Source organism: Acidihalobacter aeolianus, assembly GCF_001753165.1.
In the GTDB taxonomy this organism is placed as follows: Bacteria; Pseudomonadota; Gammaproteobacteria; order DSM-5130; family Acidihalobacteraceae; genus Acidihalobacter; species Acidihalobacter aeolianus.
Map to the genome: position 1 here is coordinate 38,343 of NZ_CP017449.1, position 19,801 is coordinate 58,143.

The 19,801-nt window shown below is 57.7% G+C and carries 19 protein-coding genes; 14 read left to right on the forward strand and 5 right to left on the reverse strand.

Annotation, left to right across the window (positions count from 1 at the left end):
• The 11 genes from BJI67_RS17630 (at position 1) to BJI67_RS15940 (ending at position 14,318) form a co-directional block, all read left to right on the forward strand.
• The gene (locus BJI67_RS17630) at positions 1-1,605 is read left to right on the forward strand and encodes a hypothetical protein (protein WP_156782244.1); all 1,605 of its coding nucleotides are present in this window, start codon (positions 1-3) and stop codon (positions 1,603-1,605) included.
• Positions 1,602-4,457, forward strand: a complete 2,856-nt coding sequence (locus BJI67_RS15895) for a conjugal transfer protein TraN (protein WP_197513428.1) — start codon at positions 1,602-1,604, stop codon at positions 4,455-4,457. The genes BJI67_RS17630 and BJI67_RS15895 overlap by 4 nt, the downstream gene beginning before the upstream one ends.
• Before the next feature lie 71 nt (positions 4,458-4,528).
• Positions 4,529-5,341: a response regulator transcription factor gene (locus tag BJI67_RS17135; protein WP_156782246.1), complete on the forward strand. Its 813-nt coding sequence runs from the start codon at positions 4,529-4,531 to the stop codon at positions 5,339-5,341.
• A 357-nt stretch (positions 5,342-5,698) separates the two neighbouring features.
• Positions 5,699-6,469, forward strand: a complete 771-nt coding sequence (locus BJI67_RS15900; protein WP_070074249.1) for an ERF family protein — start codon at positions 5,699-5,701, stop codon at positions 6,467-6,469.
• A 583-nt stretch (positions 6,470-7,052) separates the two neighbouring features.
• Positions 7,053-7,547 carry a hypothetical protein gene (locus tag BJI67_RS15905; protein WP_070074250.1) on the forward strand — a complete coding sequence of 165 codons (495 nt, stop codon included), beginning with the start codon at positions 7,053-7,055 and terminating at the stop codon, positions 7,545-7,547.
• Positions 7,548-7,668: 121 nt separating this feature from the next.
• A complete protein-coding gene (locus BJI67_RS15910; RefSeq protein WP_156782247.1) occupies positions 7,669-9,411 on the forward strand; it encodes a type IV secretory system conjugative DNA transfer family protein in 1,743 nt (580 codons plus the stop codon).
• A gap of 3 nt (positions 9,412-9,414) precedes the next feature.
• Positions 9,415-10,344: a hypothetical protein gene (locus BJI67_RS17635; protein ID WP_156782248.1), complete on the forward strand. Its 930-nt coding sequence runs from the start codon at positions 9,415-9,417 to the stop codon at positions 10,342-10,344.
• Between the two features lie 388 nt (positions 10,345-10,732).
• Positions 10,733-12,328, forward strand: a complete 1,596-nt coding sequence (locus BJI67_RS15925; RefSeq protein WP_156782249.1) for a hypothetical protein — start codon at positions 10,733-10,735, stop codon at positions 12,326-12,328.
• Positions 12,325-13,086, forward strand: a complete 762-nt coding sequence (locus BJI67_RS15930) for a hypothetical protein (RefSeq protein WP_156782250.1) — start codon at positions 12,325-12,327, stop codon at positions 13,084-13,086. The genes BJI67_RS15925 and BJI67_RS15930 overlap by 4 nt, the downstream gene beginning before the upstream one ends.
• A gap of 19 nt (positions 13,087-13,105) precedes the next feature.
• A complete protein-coding gene (locus tag BJI67_RS15935; protein ID WP_070074255.1) occupies positions 13,106-13,462 on the forward strand; it encodes a hypothetical protein in 357 nt (118 codons plus the stop codon).
• 118 nt (positions 13,463-13,580) lie between these two features.
• Entirely contained in the window at positions 13,581-14,318 is a 738-nt protein-coding gene (locus BJI67_RS15940; protein WP_070074256.1) for a hypothetical protein, read from the forward strand.
• A gap of 5 nt (positions 14,319-14,323) precedes the next feature.
• Here the strand turns inward: BJI67_RS15940 and BJI67_RS15945 are convergent, their stop codons facing one another.
• On the reverse strand, positions 14,324-14,857 hold the full coding sequence (locus BJI67_RS15945) for a hypothetical protein (RefSeq protein ID WP_070074257.1): 534 nt from the start codon (positions 14,855-14,857) through the stop codon (positions 14,324-14,326).
• 100 nt (positions 14,858-14,957) lie between these two features.
• On the opposite strand from BJI67_RS15945, the gene BJI67_RS15950 reads away from it, so the two are divergent.
• From BJI67_RS15950 to BJI67_RS15955, 3 genes are all read left to right on the forward strand, one after another.
• Positions 14,958-15,167, forward strand: coding sequence for a hypothetical protein (locus BJI67_RS15950; RefSeq protein ID WP_070074258.1), 210 nt, complete (start codon positions 14,958-14,960; stop codon positions 15,165-15,167).
• On the forward strand, positions 15,157-15,279 hold the full coding sequence (locus BJI67_RS18155) for a hypothetical protein (protein ID WP_269449635.1): 123 nt from the start codon (positions 15,157-15,159) through the stop codon (positions 15,277-15,279). The genes BJI67_RS15950 and BJI67_RS18155 overlap by 11 nt, the downstream gene beginning before the upstream one ends.
• A 311-nt stretch (positions 15,280-15,590) precedes the next feature.
• Positions 15,591-15,944 (forward strand): hypothetical protein, encoded by a 354-nt coding sequence (locus BJI67_RS15955; protein ID WP_070074259.1) that lies wholly within the window; start codon positions 15,591-15,593, stop codon positions 15,942-15,944.
• Positions 15,945-16,026: 82 nt separating this feature from the next.
• On the opposite strand, the gene BJI67_RS15960 is transcribed toward BJI67_RS15955, so the two are convergent.
• The 4 genes from BJI67_RS15960 to BJI67_RS15975 are packed head-to-tail and all read right to left on the reverse strand — an operon-like array spanning position 16,027 to position 19,748.
• On the reverse strand, positions 16,027-16,650 hold the full coding sequence (locus BJI67_RS15960; RefSeq protein WP_070074260.1) for a hypothetical protein: 624 nt from the start codon (positions 16,648-16,650) through the stop codon (positions 16,027-16,029).
• Positions 16,651-16,690: 40 nt separating this feature from the next.
• The gene (locus BJI67_RS15965; RefSeq protein WP_070074261.1) at positions 16,691-17,341 is read right to left on the reverse strand and encodes a hypothetical protein; all 651 of its coding nucleotides are present in this window, start codon (positions 17,339-17,341) and stop codon (positions 16,691-16,693) included.
• Complete coding sequence (locus tag BJI67_RS15970) at positions 17,338-18,864, reverse strand: YfjI family protein (RefSeq protein ID WP_070074262.1); 1,527 nt, start codon at positions 18,862-18,864, stop codon at positions 17,338-17,340. Before BJI67_RS15970 ends, BJI67_RS15965 begins: the two co-directional genes overlap by 4 nt.
• Positions 18,861-19,748 carry a toprim domain-containing protein gene (locus BJI67_RS15975; protein WP_070074263.1) on the reverse strand — a complete coding sequence of 296 codons (888 nt, stop codon included), beginning with the start codon at positions 19,746-19,748 and terminating at the stop codon, positions 18,861-18,863. Before BJI67_RS15975 ends, BJI67_RS15970 begins: the two co-directional genes overlap by 4 nt.
• Between the last annotated feature and the right edge of the window lie 53 nt (positions 19,749-19,801).

Consider the following 19,801-nt stretch of genomic DNA (forward strand, 5'->3'; position numbering starts at 1 on the left):
ATGAAGCTCCTCGGGACACTGGTTGCGGGGTTGCTGCTCGGGCTTGGGAGCCCCGTCTGGGCGTCTTCGACAACCGCTGGCGAAACCGCCGCCGGCGTCATGTCGTCACCCATGTCCAACTTTTCCAACGAAGCTCAGACAGCCAAGAATGATCTCGGCATCACATCTCAGGATTATTCGGGAGTCTATGGCGGCACTGCCGGCTCCAAAGGAACCTTTACTGCCAACGGGAATATCCAGTGCATCGCCGGCCAGCAGCGCTACATCGGTGGTGTTGGTGTCCTGATCAATGGCTGCACAACCAGTGGAACGAGTGTGAGCTCGATCAACGTGGGGTTGTGCAATAACGTTCGGGACAAGGGTTTGCCGTGTACCGCTTCGGACTACACGCAAACGGGATCAGCGACGCCTGGGACGCCGCTCACGCTAGGCAGCGACACCATCACATTTACCTGCACAGGACTCGATTGCGGGGTACAAATCACGCTCCAGCGGTCGATGAGCTTAACTGGGCCATCAATCAGCGCGCAGGCACAGTCAGCAGCAAGCGCGGTTGGCAGTAGTGGATTGGTCAATCAGCTTTCGACCGTAATCAGCAGTCAGGCACTGCAAACCGACGTTACGAGCGAAGCCCAGATCGGGACCTGCTACAACAATCAGGTTTCGTCTCTCAATTCGACCGGCAATATTTCGAATTGCGCGGGGACCTACACCCTGCAGATGTATAACCCGACGACGGGTCTTTCAAATTTGTGCAGCAATTCCAGTGGCGGTGTTTCGTGGTTGCAATCGTGCACACAGAGTCAATCGATCAATGTCTCTAACTGCCATAGCTCTCTGGAGTGCGTCACGACGCAAAATACAACGCAGGTTTCCTGTCAGACAGGTACGCTGCAGCAACTGGTTATTAACCCTTCTACATGCGGCCCAGTCGAAACACTCACGAACAATCTGTTTAATTATTTTTGGCTGCTAGATAATTATTTGTTTTACACAACGGACGGAACGATTTACGACACCTTTTGGGGCTCCACCGCGTCGGGTGTACCTTCATCGGTCGTTACCTATTTGCAAAGTGTGATTTCAGACTGGGGTACCACGGCGGGTTACTGGACGCTAAACCACCCATACACACTGTATGTGAACGGCACATATCAAGGGGTTGTGAGTTATCTTGCTACCTCGATCTTCTCGTCTACTTACGGCTTATATTCTGCGGCACCGTTTGATTTTATTAATTATGCGCCGTCCACCTTTTCTACATATTTGTATACATTGCCATATGTAAACACGGCGGGACTAAATGCACTGGTATATGGCGGCAGTTCTTTCCAACTATGCTCAGGAAACTGCAGCAGCATTTCCGTTCAGACTACAGCATCTGGAACCACATATGTTTGCTCAGCCACTACTGGGCCAAGCGGAGGAGGGACATGCCCCTCTGGTTTTACACTAAGTGGGGGGCTGTGTTACCAGAATGTGCCGATTACCAGCTCATGCTCTTACACCGGTAGCGTGCCTGTTAGCGTAACGGGTGCAGTTAGCGGGGAAATTCGCAATTACAACTGCGACACATGCAGTACGTATCAGGCATTGGCGCCATGACGAAAATCGCGAAAAAAACTGTCGTCGGTTTTCTCCTGCTATGGATTAATTTCTGGGGTATCTATGGCAATGCCGAGGCGAGCTATACGGCCTGTACCCAGAACACGTCGCCAGCTCCCACATGCAATTACGCGAACCCGCTAACGGGTCAGTGCGAAATCTACAATCAGACCTACACCTGCTACGACGCGAGTTCGTATACCAATTCGTGCGCAAGTACAAATATGACGGGGTATTACCAACTCAGCCCGAACCAAGTGAACCTGCAGTACCCGGGCGGCAATACCTCGCTCCCGCCAAGCAGTTGGGACACGTTCTACGGGTCTGATACTACATCGTGCAGCCCAGTGCCTTCGGGTACCTGTGGTGGCATATATAACCTGGCTGCCCAGGGGAATATTACGGGTTACACCTACAACAAGGCGTGCTACGCCTCTGCACCCGGGACGATCGCGGCCTGTAATCCGAATCCCTCACAATGCACAACCCTGGATTCGAGCACTTGCCTGTCGACGATTGGTGGCTTGTGTGCGTCACAGAAGTACACGTATCACTGTGGCGCTACGACCACGAGTTGCACGGGTGGCACGCAAGGACCGACACCTACCGCAGCAGCAGGCAACAATGGGTTTTCGAAATATGTCCTGCAGATGTCGATCGCGAATGCTTTAATCAAAAACTCAAGCTTTGTGGCCGGGCAGCTCCGCATATTCGGCGGCACGAACGACGAGTGCAAATTCATCACCAGTGGTGCGTTAAGTACGATCACGACGCTGAGCGCGATCCTCACGCTGGTCCTGACGATTTTCACGGCGGGTGGTTATGCCGCTGCTGCGGGCATTGTTAGTGCCTACGGTGTTTCGGTTCTTAGTACGATGAAGTGCTGCAATACCAACCCCTCGCAGATCAATCCGGCCAACGGCTTGTGCACCCTGAGCGACGTCAGACTGTCGTATGCAAGGGAGAAGAATTTGGCGGTACGCGTGGACGGGGCCGGTAACGTGGGCGGCTCGCCAGCGGATAGCGGTACCGGTGCCGCCGATGACTGCCTCGATGCCCCTGGGGCTGGTATTGGGCCTACCGGACCCATAGTGATCTCGACGAACACCTCCTGCGCGATTACGGACTATGTGCAGCAGAATGTCCTGATCAGTCAGCAATCCTGGTGCTATTTCCCCAATTTCTTGTCGAAGACCGTGCAGGTACAGGGGAGGGCGCAGCTGCAGCAGCTCCTTACCGCGAATGCGGCCGGGGCCATATCATCGCCACTCGCCGCGGCGTATTACGGATCCAGCGCGGGTGCCGGCGACTGGACTACGCCGATCAGCGTGAATGGCAACCTTGTTTCGATGTGGCAGTGGGCTGGTGAGTGCAGTTCACCTGCCACCTCGCCTGCAGGCGACCTCAATGGTATTTGTCCCACGCAAAACTCGGCCTGGCTTGCAATCTGCTCAGCCGGTACGTCTTGCCCTGCCTCACCCGGCGGGAACCCGAACTTCTCGGGTCCCAATACGCTGAACAACGGCAACGTGGGGTGGACCTTCGTGCCGATCGACAGCACGTCGACAACGCCGGCTACCCTCAATCGCTTTGCGTTGGCACAGGGTCAGTGCTCAGGTACTGGCACGGCCGACATGTGCAATTACACCGTCCATGCGTGGAAAGCCGGTATCGGAGGCACCCTGCACGCCGCGCTCAAGCTCAAGTGGCCAGAGGCTTATCCAGCGACGACCGGCTTCAATTCCGACTTCACGAGCACATCGCCTATGGGCGATAACATTGTGCTCGAGGCCTACACGTACAACGACAGCAACGGGCAACCGGCGAGTATGTCGCCTATCGTGCGGTATTCGCTCAATGGCGGCTCGACGTGGAGTGGCCCGATTACCTTGCCCACGAACCAACCCAGCATGAACTATGCGCTGCCGGGCGGGCCGGCGAGCCCTGCGATGACGGTCTACGGCGGCTGCCAGCAGGGGATGTGCAACTACACCTTCTCGTACCAGGTCAATGTCACAACAAAACCGTGGGGCTACTACACGTGGAATGAGCAGCGGAACTGCGCGTTATGGGCCCCTCCAGTTTCATTGTTGGGGGCCTGTATTGCCAACTGCGGGTCCTACTGGGTCGACGAGACGTGCAACTCCAATACGGGCTGCACGGTGACAAACTCAACGACCGGCTCTTGCCTGTTCGGCCAGACAACACAAAGCTACGGCTATGTCTGGCACCCGGACTGCAGTGGATTCACGCTGCCGCAAATCGAGAGCATGGATTTCTCGAAAATGGATTTTTCGGCCTATCTGGCCTCGCTCTCGCCGCAGAATCCGGCCAGTTCGCTCGCTACCACCACAGCGACCGTCAACAGCGCGCAGACGCGCGCCGCTGCGCTGCAAAGTGGCGCCCCAGTGAACGGCTACCTCAACAAAAATCAGCGCACCTTCACGATCAGTCCCGCCAATGGCGTGTGGCCCGGCACGCCGGTCACCCTCACGGCGAATACCTCCTATGTGTTGACGCAGAACAATACGAGCCAGGTGTTACCGGTCACGCAGATCGATGTGAATTGGGGCGACGGTTCGACGTCATCGCAGCTGGTGACGACGCAAACCCAGTTGGACTTCAGCCATAAATACGGGTCGCTGGGTTGTCCTTCTTCGCCGCCGACGACGTCATGCACGCCGACACCCTCTGCCCCTACCACATACCCGGTGACCGTCACTTTCCACACGGCACAGGGGAATTTCACCAACGACGGCTCAATACTGGTGAGCACCCAGGCGCCCGTAATCAACCCGCAGAGCAACGGCACACAAACCCACGGCACCGTTGGCCCCTCTACTGCGCCATAGGTGTGTAAGCGGTGTACATTCACTACACGGAAGTAGTGATAGCCGAGGCGGCCCGGACATGGGCACGTTGAGTGTCTGCGCCTGCCGGATACGTTTTCGATGCGTCAATCCAGTGCTTGTGGGACGACCTCGCTGAATTCCCCGCATGGGAAGTCGATCGGGCTTTCAATACGCTCCTGCAGTTTCTGTGCGATGACGTCGGTGCACAGAATGTCTCCTGGCTTTTAATCTCACACACACGTGATGAGTTCCAGACCAAGGGCACGGATCTCGTCGTAAACGCCTCTGGATACCTGCATCCACCGACCGATCAGCGGGGATGCAGTGCGCAGCAAAAAGCCGAAGCCAATAAACTTGAGCGCGTTATAGCAAGGTGCGTGTCGTTTCCGAAGAACTGGAGCGCTGTGCGCCTCGCGGATATTCATGAGGCAGAGTGGTTCGGGTCAGCTGAATTTCGTGAACACTATCTGGATTGCGGGCTGATCGATGCAATCTGGTGTGCCTGCCCGGTGTGGCCGCATGCGGATGTTTACTTGGGAATTTACCGGACAGGTGGCTTAATCCCATTTAGTATACGAGAACGCGACCGCTGTGGGTATGCGTTACGACAACTGAGGTGGCTATACCGACGCTTGATGTTGAGTCATTGTGCGACGGCCAACGGTTCAATGATGACCCATACCGAGAGACAAGTCCTGAATCACCTGTTGGCCGGTGATAGCGAGAAGATTATCGCGGCCAACTTGAACCAGAGTCCGCATACGACTCACGACCACGTGAAATCAATCTACCGTAAATTTCATATCAGAAACCGGGCCGGGTTGCTCTCGACCTGGTTGAGCGGTTCACCTGTTGCACACGGATCGCACCACCCTCGCAGATGATGCGACCCGTGTCATTTGCTAGTTAGCGCATGCCTGGCCGGCTCTGACGGTCGGGCTTTTGTCTTTTGCAATGATCGGCATTTGATCAGACATTCGTCTCCTTGGTGGAACCCCGGCGGAATTGCCGAGAAGCCTCATCGCGGGCGAAGGCTCGCTGTTTGAGGTGGGAGCAGGTTAGGAGCGAGATGGATATGAGCGAATCCCCGAAGCAGGGGGTATGCGATTTGCGGGATACGTAGCGTGGCTCCCGTGTTCGCACGCTGTCCTGTCCGGCTTATTCGCGTGCGTACCGCAATTCACCTACAGGCATGTTGCCTGGCCTACCGTCCGGGCCCGGACGAATTGGAGCTTAATCCGATGACAACAAACGCAGTTAAACCAGCGACCGTTTCCAGCATTAAGCAAAGTGAGGTCATCCAGCACGCAGGCTTGCACGAAGCCTTGTCTGCGGCTCAGTACGAGTTGATTGGCCTCGTCTTGCGTGATGGGACGAATGAGAACGTAGGGAAGGCGTATCCGACACTGGATAGGATTTTGTCGGTCCTCATCCCGGTGTTCTATCGCCACGGGCTGCTTCTGATGCAACCGCCGTCTCACCAAGAGGGTCGTCTCACTATCAAGACGACGATCGTGCATGTCGCCAGCGGAGAAAGCGTGATCGAGCCCTTTGAGATCATGGTGCCATCCGGAGCGTCGATAACGGTAATTGGAGCGTTGATTACCTATATGAGGCGATATTCGCTGAGTCCCTTGGTGGGTTTGTCTGCAGTCGCAGATGATGACGGCCAATCGATCGGTGCGTTGTCCGTAAATAATGCAGACACACCTCATGCAACAACCGTGAGTCTTCAAGGTCGACAGGAAGCTACTGCGAATCGGTCTGATCTCAAAGTCAGTCAGCGGCCAACCCAGGGTCAGCCAGCCGAGAGTCAGCAATCTACGCCTGACAGGATAAGGGCACACCTTAAAAGTACGGGGTTAGACCAACTGCCGGACGCAGTGGCGTTCATAAATGGTCGGCCTGACTTGTCTCAGGATGAGAAGGACGAGTTGCTCGGTTTGTGCAGTAAACGCAAGGAGGAACTCGAGGCACTCGAGGCTAACCAAGATGCTGGTCAGTCGTCATAATCGCTTTTAATTAATAGAACCCGTACTCAATTCGAGTGCGGGTTCTCTATTTGTCCGCAGCAAAACTGCAAGAGGACGTCCCGCTACGCCGGCCTTGCGGGTTACAAGCCCGGCGGTCTCGGGACGCCTGTTCAAGCGGTGCTTTTGGCCGGTCCCTAATAGACGGAGATCCCGGCATCAGACCGCGGCGACGGTGCTCAATAGACAACAAGACACGCCAAAGAGTGGCTGGCACGCCATAGGTCGCGTATCTGCAGGGGCGTGATCCTCAGTTTTCCGTCTATTAGGGACCGAGAATTTCATCTATTGGGCATGGGGTCCCGTGATCTCTCAGGGGGGGGGGCAATTTACTCGTTACACTGCAACGGTAGCTGTGCTCATCATACCAGGAGACACAGACGTTCCTCTGGTTATCAAACAAGTATTCGCAACATCTAAGTGCGCGAAATTATTTCCGACATGTGCGAATGTGTCGATTTGTGCCGCATTTACCACCTATTTGTTAAGCGCACTCGGCGGGATAATTAATAGGCAGACCGGAGTGAACAGTCGGTCTCCACCTACTTAATCGCCGAGGTGCAAAATGCCCATTTTCAAACGCCGCGATCTAAACCCTATCGAGGGAGCATTGGAATCTTTGGAAATTATCGAGACCATCGCGGAATTCATGCTGGTCCGTGAGATAAAACCGCTTGTCCACTTGGTGGAGGCGCTGTTGAATGTGTCGTTCGCGGGGGGGATCGGTGCGGGTGTCGTTGTGTTAGCAGAGCTAGTCTTTTTCGGTCACATTATGATTTGGCCGGTGATGCTTGGGATCATCCTCCCGGCAATTGCCATTAACTGGCCTCTTATGTCGCTCTACCTCATCGTCCTCAAGGAAGGCCAGGATTTACTCATTGACGAAATCGACTATTACGTGCCTTTCAACAGAAAAGCCTATAAAAATCTCATGCGTGTATTGGATGTGGAGCTTAACTACGATGCTATCTTGCGCTGGTGTCGCATAGAGCAAGAAGCGTTCGAGACGGCCTTGGTATCACTGGCGACTGAGCGTAACTCAACAATGAGCGGGAAGTAACGCCACGGATGTCGTAATTCGGTCTCGAGGACATGTCGGCAATGCGCGATGTCTCAAGCACTGGAAATCGGCGCAGAATGGTATAATATCATTCTGTGCGTCGTGGCAGGAGTACGACTGAGTGTTCGATCCTCGTGGTATCAATCTGGGTGGTCGCGCCGATGGTGCGGCCATCGCCTCTCTCATGGCCGCCGGAATACTGACATCGCCTGCATTCCCGGACATGGCGAGCATGGTTGCGGGTCCGGCACTTGCTGCAGGCGGTGCTTCATGGCTCGCATGGCGCTACCTTCGTGAATGGCGACAGCGCCACATGTTGCCCAGCAAATTGGGTTTTAGGTCAGATCCCCAGGTCATTGCCGCGGGCCGCCATGAGGCCATTCGAGAAGCTCTGCTGTTTGGGTATACGACCGACAAAGGTCTGCCTGTCTGGGGTTCCTACCAGGACCTGATGGGACATTTGGTCGTTAAGGGCCAGTCGGGTGTCGGTAAAACGGTGGGCCAATCCGGGCTGATGTTTCAGCACATCCTGAATGGCGGTGGCGTCCTGTTTATTGACGGCAAGCTGGATTACGAAACCCTAGAAACGATGCACCAGATGATGGTGTGGGCCGGCCGTGAAGGTGATTTTCGCGTCATTAATCCTGGTAAGCCGGAAATCAGCAATACCTACAATCCCATCCTTGATGGTGACAGCGACGAAGTCGCGGCCAGGTGCTTGTCGTTGATACCCGACACGTCGAATTCACCGGGTGCAGACCATTTTCGACAGCAGGCCAACCAGGGTATTTCAACGCTGATTGCCGCGTTGCAAAGGACAGGTCTTGCTTACAACTTTATTGACTTGACGATACTGCTGCAAAGTTCAGCGGCGCTTGATTATCTTGAACGGATTTTGACCCGTGAGGCGCCCGATGCACCGGAGCGCATTAATCTGTCGATATTCCTGAACCAGTTTAGACGGGGAAAAGGAATCAATATCGAGGCGCTAAAAAGTACGTTCGGCGGTATCGGTGGTCGGCTTTATATGTTTGGTACCGGGAAATTCGGGCAGGTCTCTAATCATTACAATCCACAGGTGCGTTTGTTTGATGATTTGTTAGCTCAGAGAGTGATTTATGTAATGCTCCCTACGATGGGCAAGGCTGAGGCCGCTAGTAATTATGGGAAGATGGTAACAGGAGATTTACGCACGGCTGTTTCATGGCTTCAAGATCTACCCAAGGAGCAACGCCCATGGCCGCCGACCTTCGGATTATTCGATGAGGCCGGATCATATATTACGAAGGCCTGGGACCGACTTTTTGAGCAAAGTCGGTCGAGTCATACGATTTTGGCCCCCGCCTTCCAAACGGACGCAAACCTTGAGGCCATCAGCCAGGAATTGCGTGAGATGGTGGAGGGTAATACCTGGTTCAAGCAGTACTACAAACTCGGCACTCAAGCTACGGCTGAGTCTGCTGCCGAAATGATCGGTATGATTACGCGGGTGCAACGCTCGCTCACGATGAGCGACTCTGAAAGCGCATCCAGTCAAGTACTTCGGACCACCCCCGAAAGTAACGAAGGCGCTGCCAGCGGCGTGGCCTACCAAGAACGAGAGCAAGAGGAGTACCGAATATCGCCGGATCAATTAAAGCGACTGGACCGTGGCGAATGCGTCCTCACTTATGGTGGCGACCGGGTTTATAACCTGCGTGTACCGATGATCCAGTTCAGCGACGAATTCAAAGAGAAATGCCCGCCCTTTACACCGCGCGATATCACCCCACCCTTCCGCCAGGGCATTAACCTATTTCGACGTGTCGGCGAATTCTTAAGCGCGGAATCGCAACAAACGCTCGAAAACGAGGCCAAGGGGTGACGCATGGCCGAGGGGCATCAAGAGACGATAGATGATGACGATGAATTCGATGCATTCCCCGTCTCAGACATCAACGAGCCTGAGCACGGCCAAGACAATATTCGATCAAGCCAATCACATCGCAGCGATCGCGCTACCGTACCTAGAATGGACGCTGGCAATTTCGCTAGTGATGCTCCTGTTCAAACCGACGAGGGACTTGGTGCTCTGGATATATGGCACCTTGTTGACGCCAGCGGTATTAGCCGTGGCTGGGAAGTTCCTGATGTGGGTCTGGTGGATGATCAAGCAGATGGCGAAAGCCCACATCGTCGTGATGCGGAACTTGTTTTTGCCTCGCAGGCGCATTTACCCAAGCCTAGAAAAGCCAGAAGACGGCGGCGGATAGGCGTCAACCTCCCGACATTTACTGAATACGATTTCGATGAAGGCGTTTCACGTGAGGCATTCGTGTACTTGCGAGACAATGTCCGCGCCTGTTATCTCAAACGTGGCGTCGAGGCCTGGGAAAGACAACTAGCACTGACCTGGGTGTTTATCGGTGACGAGACGCAGCCCTTTTCATTTGACCTCTGCTGTCGCGTGCTCGAGGCCGACCCCCAGAATGTGCGGGCCCGCCTGCAGTACGAATTTTATCTTCGCGGTTATGTCCTGAGCGAACCCTTTGGGCTCCTGTGTGCCCCTCTCCCCGAGTTTATTGCCAATCTCGCTGTGTACGCAGCGGGACAGCGCGGAGCCCGTGTGACGGCCGCCATCTGGCGCTGGCCGGGGGTGTGCGCACGCAACTTGAGCGCCTTTCTGGCCACCGAGGGCGAGCCTATACCTGATCGACAACTGGTTGAACTCATCGAGCGCCTGGACTCCACCGGTGCGATCCAGGATTACGGGGCTGATTGTTGGTTTGCGACAGGGCGAGGCATGTGGAGTGACTGATGGGTGCGAATTCCCTTAATTGCACAGGATGCGGCGCCCGCCCGGGTGAGCTGCATCGCCGCGGCTGCGAAATCGAATGTTGCCCCGAGTGCGGGCTCAGCCTGATTACACATCAATGTGCTCTCACCACGCCACGAATTCGGTGGAGCGGAGAACAGACGGGCACTGCTGAGTGCAGGGCCTTTGGCTGGTACACACGGCTGGTGTTGGGTAAAGGCTGGGTGCGGTGCGAGAAGCACGAGTCAGGTGCGCGTCCCGATTTACAGCGCCTGCATGTCGAGGCCGTTTGGGATAAGCGGGCAGCGCGTTTCCGTATACCGCGCCCGCCACTTCACTTTCCGATCTCGCTGTGGCCTCAACGGGAAACCCGATAGGAGAGACACATGTCATGTCTGTACCCAAATCAGACCTTATGCGACTGCTCCGCACTTTCGGCCGTAGGTTCGTCGATGCCAAGTGCACACTGGTGAGGTTGGCAATCTGCGCGGACGGAGCCGGCGCTCACAGCGAACAGCGTCTGGTGTTTTACACACCGCAGGCGATTCCACTTGAAGCCCTATCCGCCGGCGGTACTCTGAGCCTTGAGTACGGCAGCCGTTGCAAAAGTACCATCCTTGCAATCAAGGCGAGACTCGCAAAGAAGGAATACGGGTGGCAGATCAGCGACCTCGCGAACCCCCAACGCTACATCGCGCTCGTGAAGGAGGGGCAGGCAAAGGCCGCCGCACCTCCTGTGGCGACAGGTCATCACCCGATCACTGATAAGGCTCATCAGTATCTGCAGAGCCAGGTGTCGCGCGCGGAAAGCATCTTGGCTAAGCACGGCTATCGGTTCACGTCCCAGTGGCGGTTGCGGATCGAGCCGCAGCGCTCCAATGCTAAGCGCAATCGTGGCGGATGGGATGAGCGCACCCAGAGTGCGGTACTCAGGCTCGGCGTGAACCGTGGGTTACACCACTTTGATGCCTATCGGGATGCGAGCGGACGGGTGCTGCGCAAGGAGTATCCGAGTATTGCAGGCTCCCCCACGATCGGTGATTGGTGGTGCAGTTCCTGGCAGGAATATCTCACCGTGATATTTCTCCATGAGTTTGCGCACGGGGTGCAAAGGGCGCCGGCGTCATCGGTCGGGAAACCGGGTGATGGGCTGGATTACGACAAGCCTCACGGTGAGGGCTGGCAGCGGACTTACGAGCTGCTCCGTCTGGGTTTCGGGTTAGTGGAAGGGCAGCGTTCCATTTTGGCCGCGGACAACGCCCAGACGACCACCCCGCCGGCGATGTCCTGCAAGACCTTCAATGGCTGGCTTGAGAAGGCCGGCCTGCCGAAGCTGACTCAGCTCCAGTATGAGCGCGCCTGCGAAGCTCAGCCGAGCGAAAAGATCGCAGACGCCGCCCGCAAGGCGTGCTCAGTGACCAATGCGCGGTTGTATCTCGAGCGCCTGCTTTCTGTGGTGGGGGTGCAAGCGGATCAGACACATCATGACGAAGACGGCAGCGTTGGGATGAGCGGTCATGAGGAGGACCAAGACGCGGGAAGGGCCGCGTTCCGGTGCCACGCTGGGGGTTATGTCCTATCTGCCCATGTAGAGGCTTTGGCTACCGATCACGCGCACACCTTATCGCTTTCGCTGACTGCAGACACCCAAGAGGCGGGTAGTACCGGCGAGTCAGTGAGCCTGGTGCTGACGCAACACCAACTCCCCTCTGTAACGGCCAGCTTGCTGGGACTGACCGGCGATTACAGCTGCGAGAACGAAGGGGTGGTCCTGCAGTTGAAACGTGAACGAGGTCACATCGTATTTCGGCTGGGTCGCCTTGGCGGCGAGATGGCCGAGGTGCGGGCCGACATGCCGCACGCCTACCTGATGAGCGCCTTGATGGTTGAAACGCTCAAGCGGAATCACCCAGGCCTCACCGGCGGCGACGTGATCCTGCTCTTGCGAGCGACAGTAGCGCAGGTCATGCGCGAGGAGGCGCTGTGAAACGCAGTGCGGCATGTCTGATGGCGGCAAGTCTGATAGTGGCGGGCAGCGCCCAAGCTGCGGGTGGATTGACCACGTACTACGGCGTGGGTGGCGGTATCGGTACGCTGGACATGTCGGGTTCATACATCCAAAGCCGGCGAGTCCCGTTCCTGCAGGTAGGTTGGGACGGGACTGGCCACGGCGCGTTCGTGGTGCTGCAGTCAGGTTTCGCCACCGATAACTCGGCGGCCTATATCAACACGCTGATTGGGTTCGGGTGGTCCTGGCTCAAGTTCGGGGGCGGATTCTGGCAGATCACGGCCACGACCCCGACCCGGGGCGGGCTGAACCTGGCACCTTCGCTCGCCGCCTACGGGATACAGGTGGTGACCGACGGCAGCCGCCACACGCGGATGACCAACCAGGCGTTTCCCGTTTACGTGCGTATTACGCCGTGGCACGACCACAACAACATCCTGACGCTCAATGTATGGCGTAGCCTGCATAACCTGGGGCGTGAATCGATCCCCGTCACACTGCTTGGCGGGACGGGTTCCTTCAACACCAAGTGGGACGGTGAAGGCCAGATAGAGGGAGGGTCGATCCGCTATACGCACCGGCTGACACAGCATCTCGGAATCAACGTCGATTATCTCTACATGGAAGGCCGTAACGCTCACGGCGTGCTGCCCGTGGCGTACGGACCCAGCGTGGCGGCCCCCGTCGTCCGCTGGCAAACGCGCGTACTGGTACTCAGTGCGCAGCTGGTTTTCTAATCATCAACGAGGCAAACGCATGGGACATATCACCGAGGAACTGATCAGTCTGCTGCCCGATACCGGCAACAATATCGGCGCCGCTTATTACAGAGATAATGCGCGTCGGTTTTTCGGGGCACTGGAAGCTCTGATACCGCTGTGCGGCCTGTCACCGACCCGTACCTGGATGCTTCGTCTGGCTGCGCGCCCCGAGTCACTGGAGCGCTTCAGTCGATCGGCGCCGGCATCACCCGAGCGGGAGGTATTTTGCAACCTGTTGGAGAACTACCGTAAGAAGGGCTGCCAGGGATTGGACCTGCTACAGATTCGGTCTGTGGTGGGCGGTGTCGTAGCCCGCGCGGCCGAGGTCGACTCGGAACCTGCCAGCACCTGACGCCGTCGCCGGCGTGCGAGATCGTCTGTTGTGCTGCCTGTTGGTTCTGTCCCCTGGCGTGACGCTCGCGCACCCCTCGATCTATGCCCCCACGGTAAGGATGCCTGAGCGAGCGGTTGTGTGGCGTAACTTCCTGGGGCTCAACACCCAACCGCTCTGGTTCACACCGAAGCAGTACACAGCACAGTTCACTGCGCTCAAGGCGCTCGGTCTCAACTGGGTCCGGATAGGTCTGCACTGGTCCGCCATGACCCGACCGGATGGGCGATTTCGCTACGGCCGACTGGATGCCCTGGTGCACACGCTGAAACGCCTGGATCTGCACTCAGATATTTACCTGGTTGGATCCGCGCGGTTCGATAGCTCAGGCCCGATAGAGGCATCCAATTTCGACCAGTACCCGCCGCGAGAAGACAGGCTGTACGTTCAGCAGCTCGCGGCTCTTGCGCGTCGCTACCCCTCGGTGAATGCCTGGGAGGTCTGGAACAAGGAAAACCTGCCCGCGTTCTGGCGCGGTGACACCAAGGCGTATGCGCGTCTCCTGGTCGACGCCGGCCGCGCGCTGGCCGCCGAAGGTGCGCAGTCAAAGCTCGTAGTAGGCGGGTTTGCCTTCTATAGCCAGATACCGGCGCAGGGGCACACGCTGATGCTCGAGCAGCTGTGGCGACTGGGTGTGCTCAGGCCACCCATGATCGTCGCCTTTCACCCCTATAACGCTGCTGCATGCCACCGGCATCTTGCGAGTGTGGGCGAACGAGTGGGGCTGGTCCAGTTATCGCGCTCCGGATCCCCGGTGGGCGCGTTTTTTATGTTTTTTCATTCTCTTGAGCATGCCCTATGTTCGCGCGTCCTGTAATCGGTTCAGTAGTAATAAAACATATACAGGTCGAGCACGTTGTTTTGGTGGGTCTTTCCCGAATAATCAATCTTGGTCTGCAGAATAAATGCCCGCTCAATGCAGTTAGTGCACGAGTTTTGGGTTGAAACGTCAAACCCTCTGAATTTGCTCAGATGTCCATGCGGCCACACCAGTTCTGCCAAATGGTGCGCACCACCAAGATCAAATGTAGTTGATCCGGCGATAGGCTTTTCAGGGCCATTAAACACATCTTGATCTCCGCCGCCTTGGAACGACAACGTCACAGATTGAATTGCCGCTGGTGTATCTGAGCGTCTGTTTTTCAGGGTTAGATAAACATCACCACGTCTGTTGCTCACCGAGTAATCGATGTTGCCATTCATGTGTGCTGCATGAGCTGGTGCGGCCACAAATGCGATGGCTGTCGCGAAGATGATCTGTAGCAGTTTCATAAGGTTTTCCTGTGTAGGACAGTAGGACTCAATTTTACCAACCAGACGCGCCTCAAAAAAGCGGCCACGCACCAGATTTGCCATCTTCTGAGCGCGTCCTGTTCCATCACGCCCTGCAATACCGTGGGCGAGACCGTCATCGACATGGGGTCTGTGTCCGGTTGTTGCTCGCACTGGAGTGGATATGATCAAGATCGATATGATCAAAGTTGATTACGCCCTCGTGAAAAAGGGGGCTCGTGATTCAGGCGTGCTGATCTTCGTCAGTTCCTTTGGCGGCATCCTGCTAGGCAAGCTGGCGACGGTAGGCGGAGTCTATGGTATCTTCGTAGGCGTCCTGTTTCTTTTGTTAGGATCGACTGAGGTTCAGACGGAGGTGAGCGATGAGCACTAACGCCAGCTTTATTGTCGTGGTGACGGTGGCCTTAGTCTTGATGGCCGCCATCCTGTACTTCGTGCCCAAGTACAACCGTTGGGTTGACCGGCACAACAGTAAGCGCAAGTAGCGCTACCACGTAGCAGTAACACCACAGCGGCCGGAGAAGATATCTCCGGCCGTTTCTTTTTACACGGGCAGAAAACGCCAGCGCAACATTGGCAGAGGCCCTTGATAAAGAAAGGATCTACCGGGATATGGGTGGTAGGTTGATGGGGTAATACCCGTAGTGTGCCCTGTTTTTCATAAGAAGCACGTAGATCGTCAGGTGCGCGGTGGTAGGGGCATACAACCGAGCCGAATTGTGGTAAAAGCGATCATTATTACATTATAAAAGTACAACTAAATTAATAATAATTCCCTATATTCGGAGTCGCTAATGTGACGAAGGTAAACGGAACACATCATGAGCTGACACTAGAGACCGTCAATCTGCTGCACGCCAAGCCGTCTCGCTTTGAGGAGCGGCTGACCTGGTCAATTATTGGCGTGCTGCTATTGGCTTGCTTGATCACCCTGCCGTTCTCTACCCACCAGTGGCCGGCGACGAATATGCTCTTTGCCGCAGCCGGTGTCGCATCTCTGGCAGAGATCACGACGGGGGCCTTGCTGTTGAGTCAGGCGATGCCTTTGCGCCACTATGCCGGACTCGCCCTGGGCTTTGGCTACGAACCAGGTGGTCGGAGGTTCGAATCCTTCCGGGCGCGCCATATAGAACAAAGGCTTAGCGTTTAGTCAACGCTAAGCCTTTTTCATTTATGCGGTTTTATTGCTTCCTGCACCCACACTGCACCCACATTTCCGCCCGGTACTTTCTTTAAATCCAGTCTTCGATTGACTCCCCCAGCAGGTTCAGCTTTGCCGCCATCCCGGCCAATGAAATCTGCACGAAAGCATCATGTTGCGCGGTCAACCGCTCGAAGGTGTTCCAGTGCATCCCCTTGGGCTTCCAACCGTTGCCGTTGAGGATACCCGGCTCCCATCCCAGCTTGTCGCGGATTCTGTCCGCCCGCCGTGCCATCCTGTCGTAGCCCGTTTCCCGCTGGCTTGGGTAGGCCAACTGGTAACAGTGCCGACAAGCGAAGATGCCGCCACCGTAGAGGATCGCCACGCGCCGACCGCAGCCACGGGCGGGGCATAGAAACCAGGGACGTTGCCCACCAAGGTTACAGGCGGTCCAGTCGAGATAGACGGGATAACTTTCGTCCTTCCAATCGTCGCCGCCGCTTCGGTGTCGATAGGTAAGGATTACCCGGTGCGGTTCAGTGCGCACGCGGATGGAGGCGACTACTTCGCCATGCCGCGACCATTGCCAGCCGAAGGATTGATGCGGACTGAGCAAGCCGTCCCGTTTCCAGCGCCGCACGTCGATGGATCGGTAATCGTCGGTGGTGTCTTTTGCACCCCAGTACCAGTGCCGCCCGCTACCCATTCCGCCCATGTCTACCTCCAAATTTTTTAACCGAAATCATTTGGGATATTCACCTTTTTGTATCGGCCCTTGGGGGCCTTGGTTGGTCGTTGTGGGTTTGCTGTGGCCTTGGTAAAAAGCATTCGCAATATCGCCGGTCCATGTCCCACAATCCGGCGATGGCTTCCGGCTCGCCTTTGGAGCAATGGCCAAGGTGCGGATGGTTAATTCGCTTGAAGTGGATGCAATCGCCGCAGTGGACGGAACACGGGCGCGGTATCGGCTTATCGGCTGCTCGATTCCAGCACCAGGGGCAACCCAACACCTCACCGGAGAACCACAACCAGATCGGCCCGCAGTGCTTGCAGGTGGCAGTCTCCGTGTAGTCGTCTGGGCATTTGCCCTGATCCATGTCTCGACGCTGCACCAGTGAGTGGGCGAATGCGGCCAGGGTATCGGTGCTGATCGTGCCGTTGCGCCAGTCGTCGATGTCTTCCGCTGCCAGTGCCAGCTTCACCTCGGTAGGTGTGATGGCAAGGCCTCGGCAGGCATCGGCCAGGGCCTCCAGCAGTTTGGAGCTTTCCTGTTTTGAATCCCTATACGCAGAATCCGCAATATCCGCACAATTCCCCGGCTCGGTGTGTTTCTGCGTATTCTGCGAATTATGCGTATAAGGTCGTTCGGTCGAAGGGGGTGCCCCGAGGGTTTCGCGCCAGCTCATCGCCAGGCCCTCGCAATCTCCGGCCTCACCCGCACCAGGGGCGAAGGAGGGCGGCCGGGACCATCACGCGGCGGTTCGTTCACCTCCAGATAGCCACGCTCTTCCAGCGCCTCCAGGGCTTCGCGCAGCATGGCGACACGGGGAAAGGTGCCGCGCAGGGCGTTGAAGGCTTCGCGTACGGTGAAGCGAGCCAGCCGCCCGCGTTCGATCCAGTCCCATACCAGTCGGGCGGCGGCAATGGTGGGATCGGCTCCCATCATGTCCATCGCCGCCAGACTGTGGCGGGTGATAACGGCCATGATCTCCAGTGCGGCGGTCATGGTCTCGGCGGTAATGGCAGCTTCCCAAGGCGTGCCGTGTGCGTGCTTGATGCCGTGCAGCACCCCGGCCAGGCGTGCCGCTGCCCCCGGTGCCTTGCCGGCCCAGTCGGTGAAGTGTTCCAGTTCCCGGCCCGGTTGCATCTGCGCCTCGATGGCCTGGGCAAAGGCGTACCACTCCGCATAGGCTTCATCGCTCAGGCGTAGCAGGTGCGGCCTTTCCTCTCCTCCGTGTTCGTTGGTGGCGGGCTCCCAATCCAACATGGCACGGAGACCGGCCGCATAGGCGTCGCGCACCCCTTCCGGTACAGGATTGGACTGCAAAGCGCGATACCCCAGCGGGGACGGCGGCAGCAGATAGAGGAATCGCCCTAGCAGGCCACGGCCCCGGAATCCCGGCTTGGCCGCCAGTCCCCGCAATACATCTGGCTGCGGGCTCAGGCCGATACTCAGGCGCGGGCCTTTCAGGAAGACCGGCGGACGGCTGCCCCGGTCCACCCGTTCCGCATCGCCGCTATGGGCCTTCAGCACCAGGTCCAGGTTGGGGATGCCGTTGGAGTAACGGCCTTGCAGCAGGTCGAAGACACCACCTTCACTGGAAAGCCAGGCCATGCACTCGCCATGCTCGGCCAGCAGTGCGCCCAACCGTTCCGGGGTGGCGTCCGATGTCCATATCTGCGGTTGCATGGGGATGTCGGGAAGTTCGGCCTCGATGTCGGCGGCCTCCCGAGCCAGCTCCGCCGCCTTGCCGTTGTCCTTCTCCTTGGCGGCCTTGCTGCGCTTCTCCTTGGCGCGGGCCTCCAGTGTTTTGCGCTCGCTGGTGATGCGCTTGATCTCCGATTCCATGATGGTGGCCTGATCGCGTTCCCACGCGACCAATGGCGCGGTGGCGGCGGACTGCACGGCACTCTTGCGGTTGCCAGGCGGCAGGGCGGCCACGGCCCACAGGTTGCACGGCTCGAAGTAACCCGGTTTCACCATCACCCGCAGACGGCGGGCGGCAGCGGTGGCGCAGGCGACCAGGACCATCCCGGCGGCCAGCTCTGGCGGGGTCTCCGTATCGGCGGCGATGGCGCGGGCATAGTCCCCGGCCCAGCCGGGCAGGTGAACCAGATCAAGGCGGGGCAGGTTGGGCGCGTCCAGCGGCACCAGCTCCGGCCAATCCTCAGGCGGTGGCGCGGCGGACTTCAGCAGGTCGGCGGTCATACACCACCTCCTGCCAACCAAACGGCCAGATCGTTGAAGTCCGTCAGATGGTCCGGGGCATCTTCCGGCCACTGGGGCAGCGCCAACAGCGCCCCCGATGCAATGGCGGCGGCCTTGGCCTTGGTGGCTCCGGGATTGCCTGCCGTCAGCCGGTCATCGTCACCCGCGATCACCAGTTCGGTGGAACGCCAGCGGCGGCTGGCGGCCAATGCAACCGGCTCCAGGTTGCCCGCGTCGATGGCGGCCAACACCAGCGCGGTGGGTTCATCATCGGCCAGGGTGCAGCCGGTGGCCCAGCCCTCGCAGATGATCACGCGGGCGGGGTCTTTCATATCACCCGCAACAGGAATGAAACAGCCGCGTTTGCGGCCGCCGGTGAGCAACAGCTTGCCGCCATCGGCGAAGAGGAATTGCAGGCTGGTCAACCTGCCGTCGAAGTCCATTACCGGCAGCGTCAACGCGCCCTTGTGAATCCTCGCGCCGTGCGGCTGGATGCGCTTGCGGATCAGATAGGGGTGATTGCCGGGGGCGGGTGTGGCTGCGTTCCAGATCGCATCGGCTCGCTTGGCTGCATCAGCTTGCCGGGCATTGCGCTCCACCTCGGCCTGTCTCTTGGCTTCTTCCACCCGGCGGGCGAAAGCTGCTCGTTCGGCTCTTGAAAAGGGCTTGTCACTTTTTGCCTGCCAAGTCTCGGATAGGCCAGTAGACCAGTCACCAAAACAACCGCCTCGCCTGTCGTCGAACAACAGGCACCACCCGGCCCGGTTGCTCGGGCGCTTGCCGGACCCAGGGAAGCGGTGGAGCGTTCCCGGCTCGATCACGTCGGGCGGCACCAGCCCGGCGGATCGCATTGCGTCGCGGAATTGGGAGATCGCATTATTCATCACGCGGCCCTCCCATGCGGTTGATCCGCTGCGCCAGTCCGATGGGGAGCCAG

What these genes read in the sequence shown, in the direction of transcription:
- BJI67_RS17630 (WP_156782244.1), top strand. Translation starts at nt 1, where the DNA reads ATGAAGCTCCTCGGGACACTGGTTGCGGGGTTGCTGCTCGGGCTTGGG.
- BJI67_RS18155 (WP_269449635.1), top strand. Translation starts at nt 15,157, where the DNA reads ATGAGCACTAACGCCAGCTTTATTGTCGTGGTGACGGTGGCCTTAGTC.
- BJI67_RS15945 (WP_070074257.1), bottom strand. Translation starts at nt 14,857, where the DNA reads ATGGCAAATCTGGTGCGTGGCCGCTTTTTTGAGGCGCGTCTGGTTGGT.
- BJI67_RS15935 (WP_070074255.1), top strand. Translation starts at nt 13,106, where the DNA reads ATGGGACATATCACCGAGGAACTGATCAGTCTGCTGCCCGATACCGGC.
- BJI67_RS15895 (WP_197513428.1), top strand. Translation starts at nt 1,602, where the DNA reads ATGACGAAAATCGCGAAAAAAACTGTCGTCGGTTTTCTCCTGCTATGG.
- BJI67_RS15960 (WP_070074260.1), bottom strand. Translation starts at nt 16,650, where the DNA reads ATGGGCGGAATGGGTAGCGGGCGGCACTGGTACTGGGGTGCAAAAGAC.
- BJI67_RS15965 (WP_070074261.1), bottom strand. Translation starts at nt 17,341, where the DNA reads ATGAGCTGGCGCGAAACCCTCGGGGCACCCCCTTCGACCGAACGACCT.
- BJI67_RS17635 (WP_156782248.1), top strand. Translation starts at nt 9,415, where the DNA reads ATGGCCGAGGGGCATCAAGAGACGATAGATGATGACGATGAATTCGAT.
- BJI67_RS15970 (WP_070074262.1), bottom strand. Translation starts at nt 18,864, where the DNA reads ATGACCGCCGACCTGCTGAAGTCCGCCGCGCCACCGCCTGAGGATTGG.
- BJI67_RS15905 (WP_070074250.1), top strand. Translation starts at nt 7,053, where the DNA reads ATGCCCATTTTCAAACGCCGCGATCTAAACCCTATCGAGGGAGCATTG.
- BJI67_RS15950 (WP_070074258.1), top strand. Translation starts at nt 14,958, where the DNA reads ATGATCAAGATCGATATGATCAAAGTTGATTACGCCCTCGTGAAAAAG.
- BJI67_RS15925 (WP_156782249.1), top strand. Translation starts at nt 10,733, where the DNA reads ATGTCTGTACCCAAATCAGACCTTATGCGACTGCTCCGCACTTTCGGC.
- BJI67_RS15975 (WP_070074263.1), bottom strand. Translation starts at nt 19,748, where the DNA reads ATGAATAATGCGATCTCCCAATTCCGCGACGCAATGCGATCCGCCGGG.
- BJI67_RS15900 (WP_070074249.1), top strand. Translation starts at nt 5,699, where the DNA reads ATGACAACAAACGCAGTTAAACCAGCGACCGTTTCCAGCATTAAGCAA.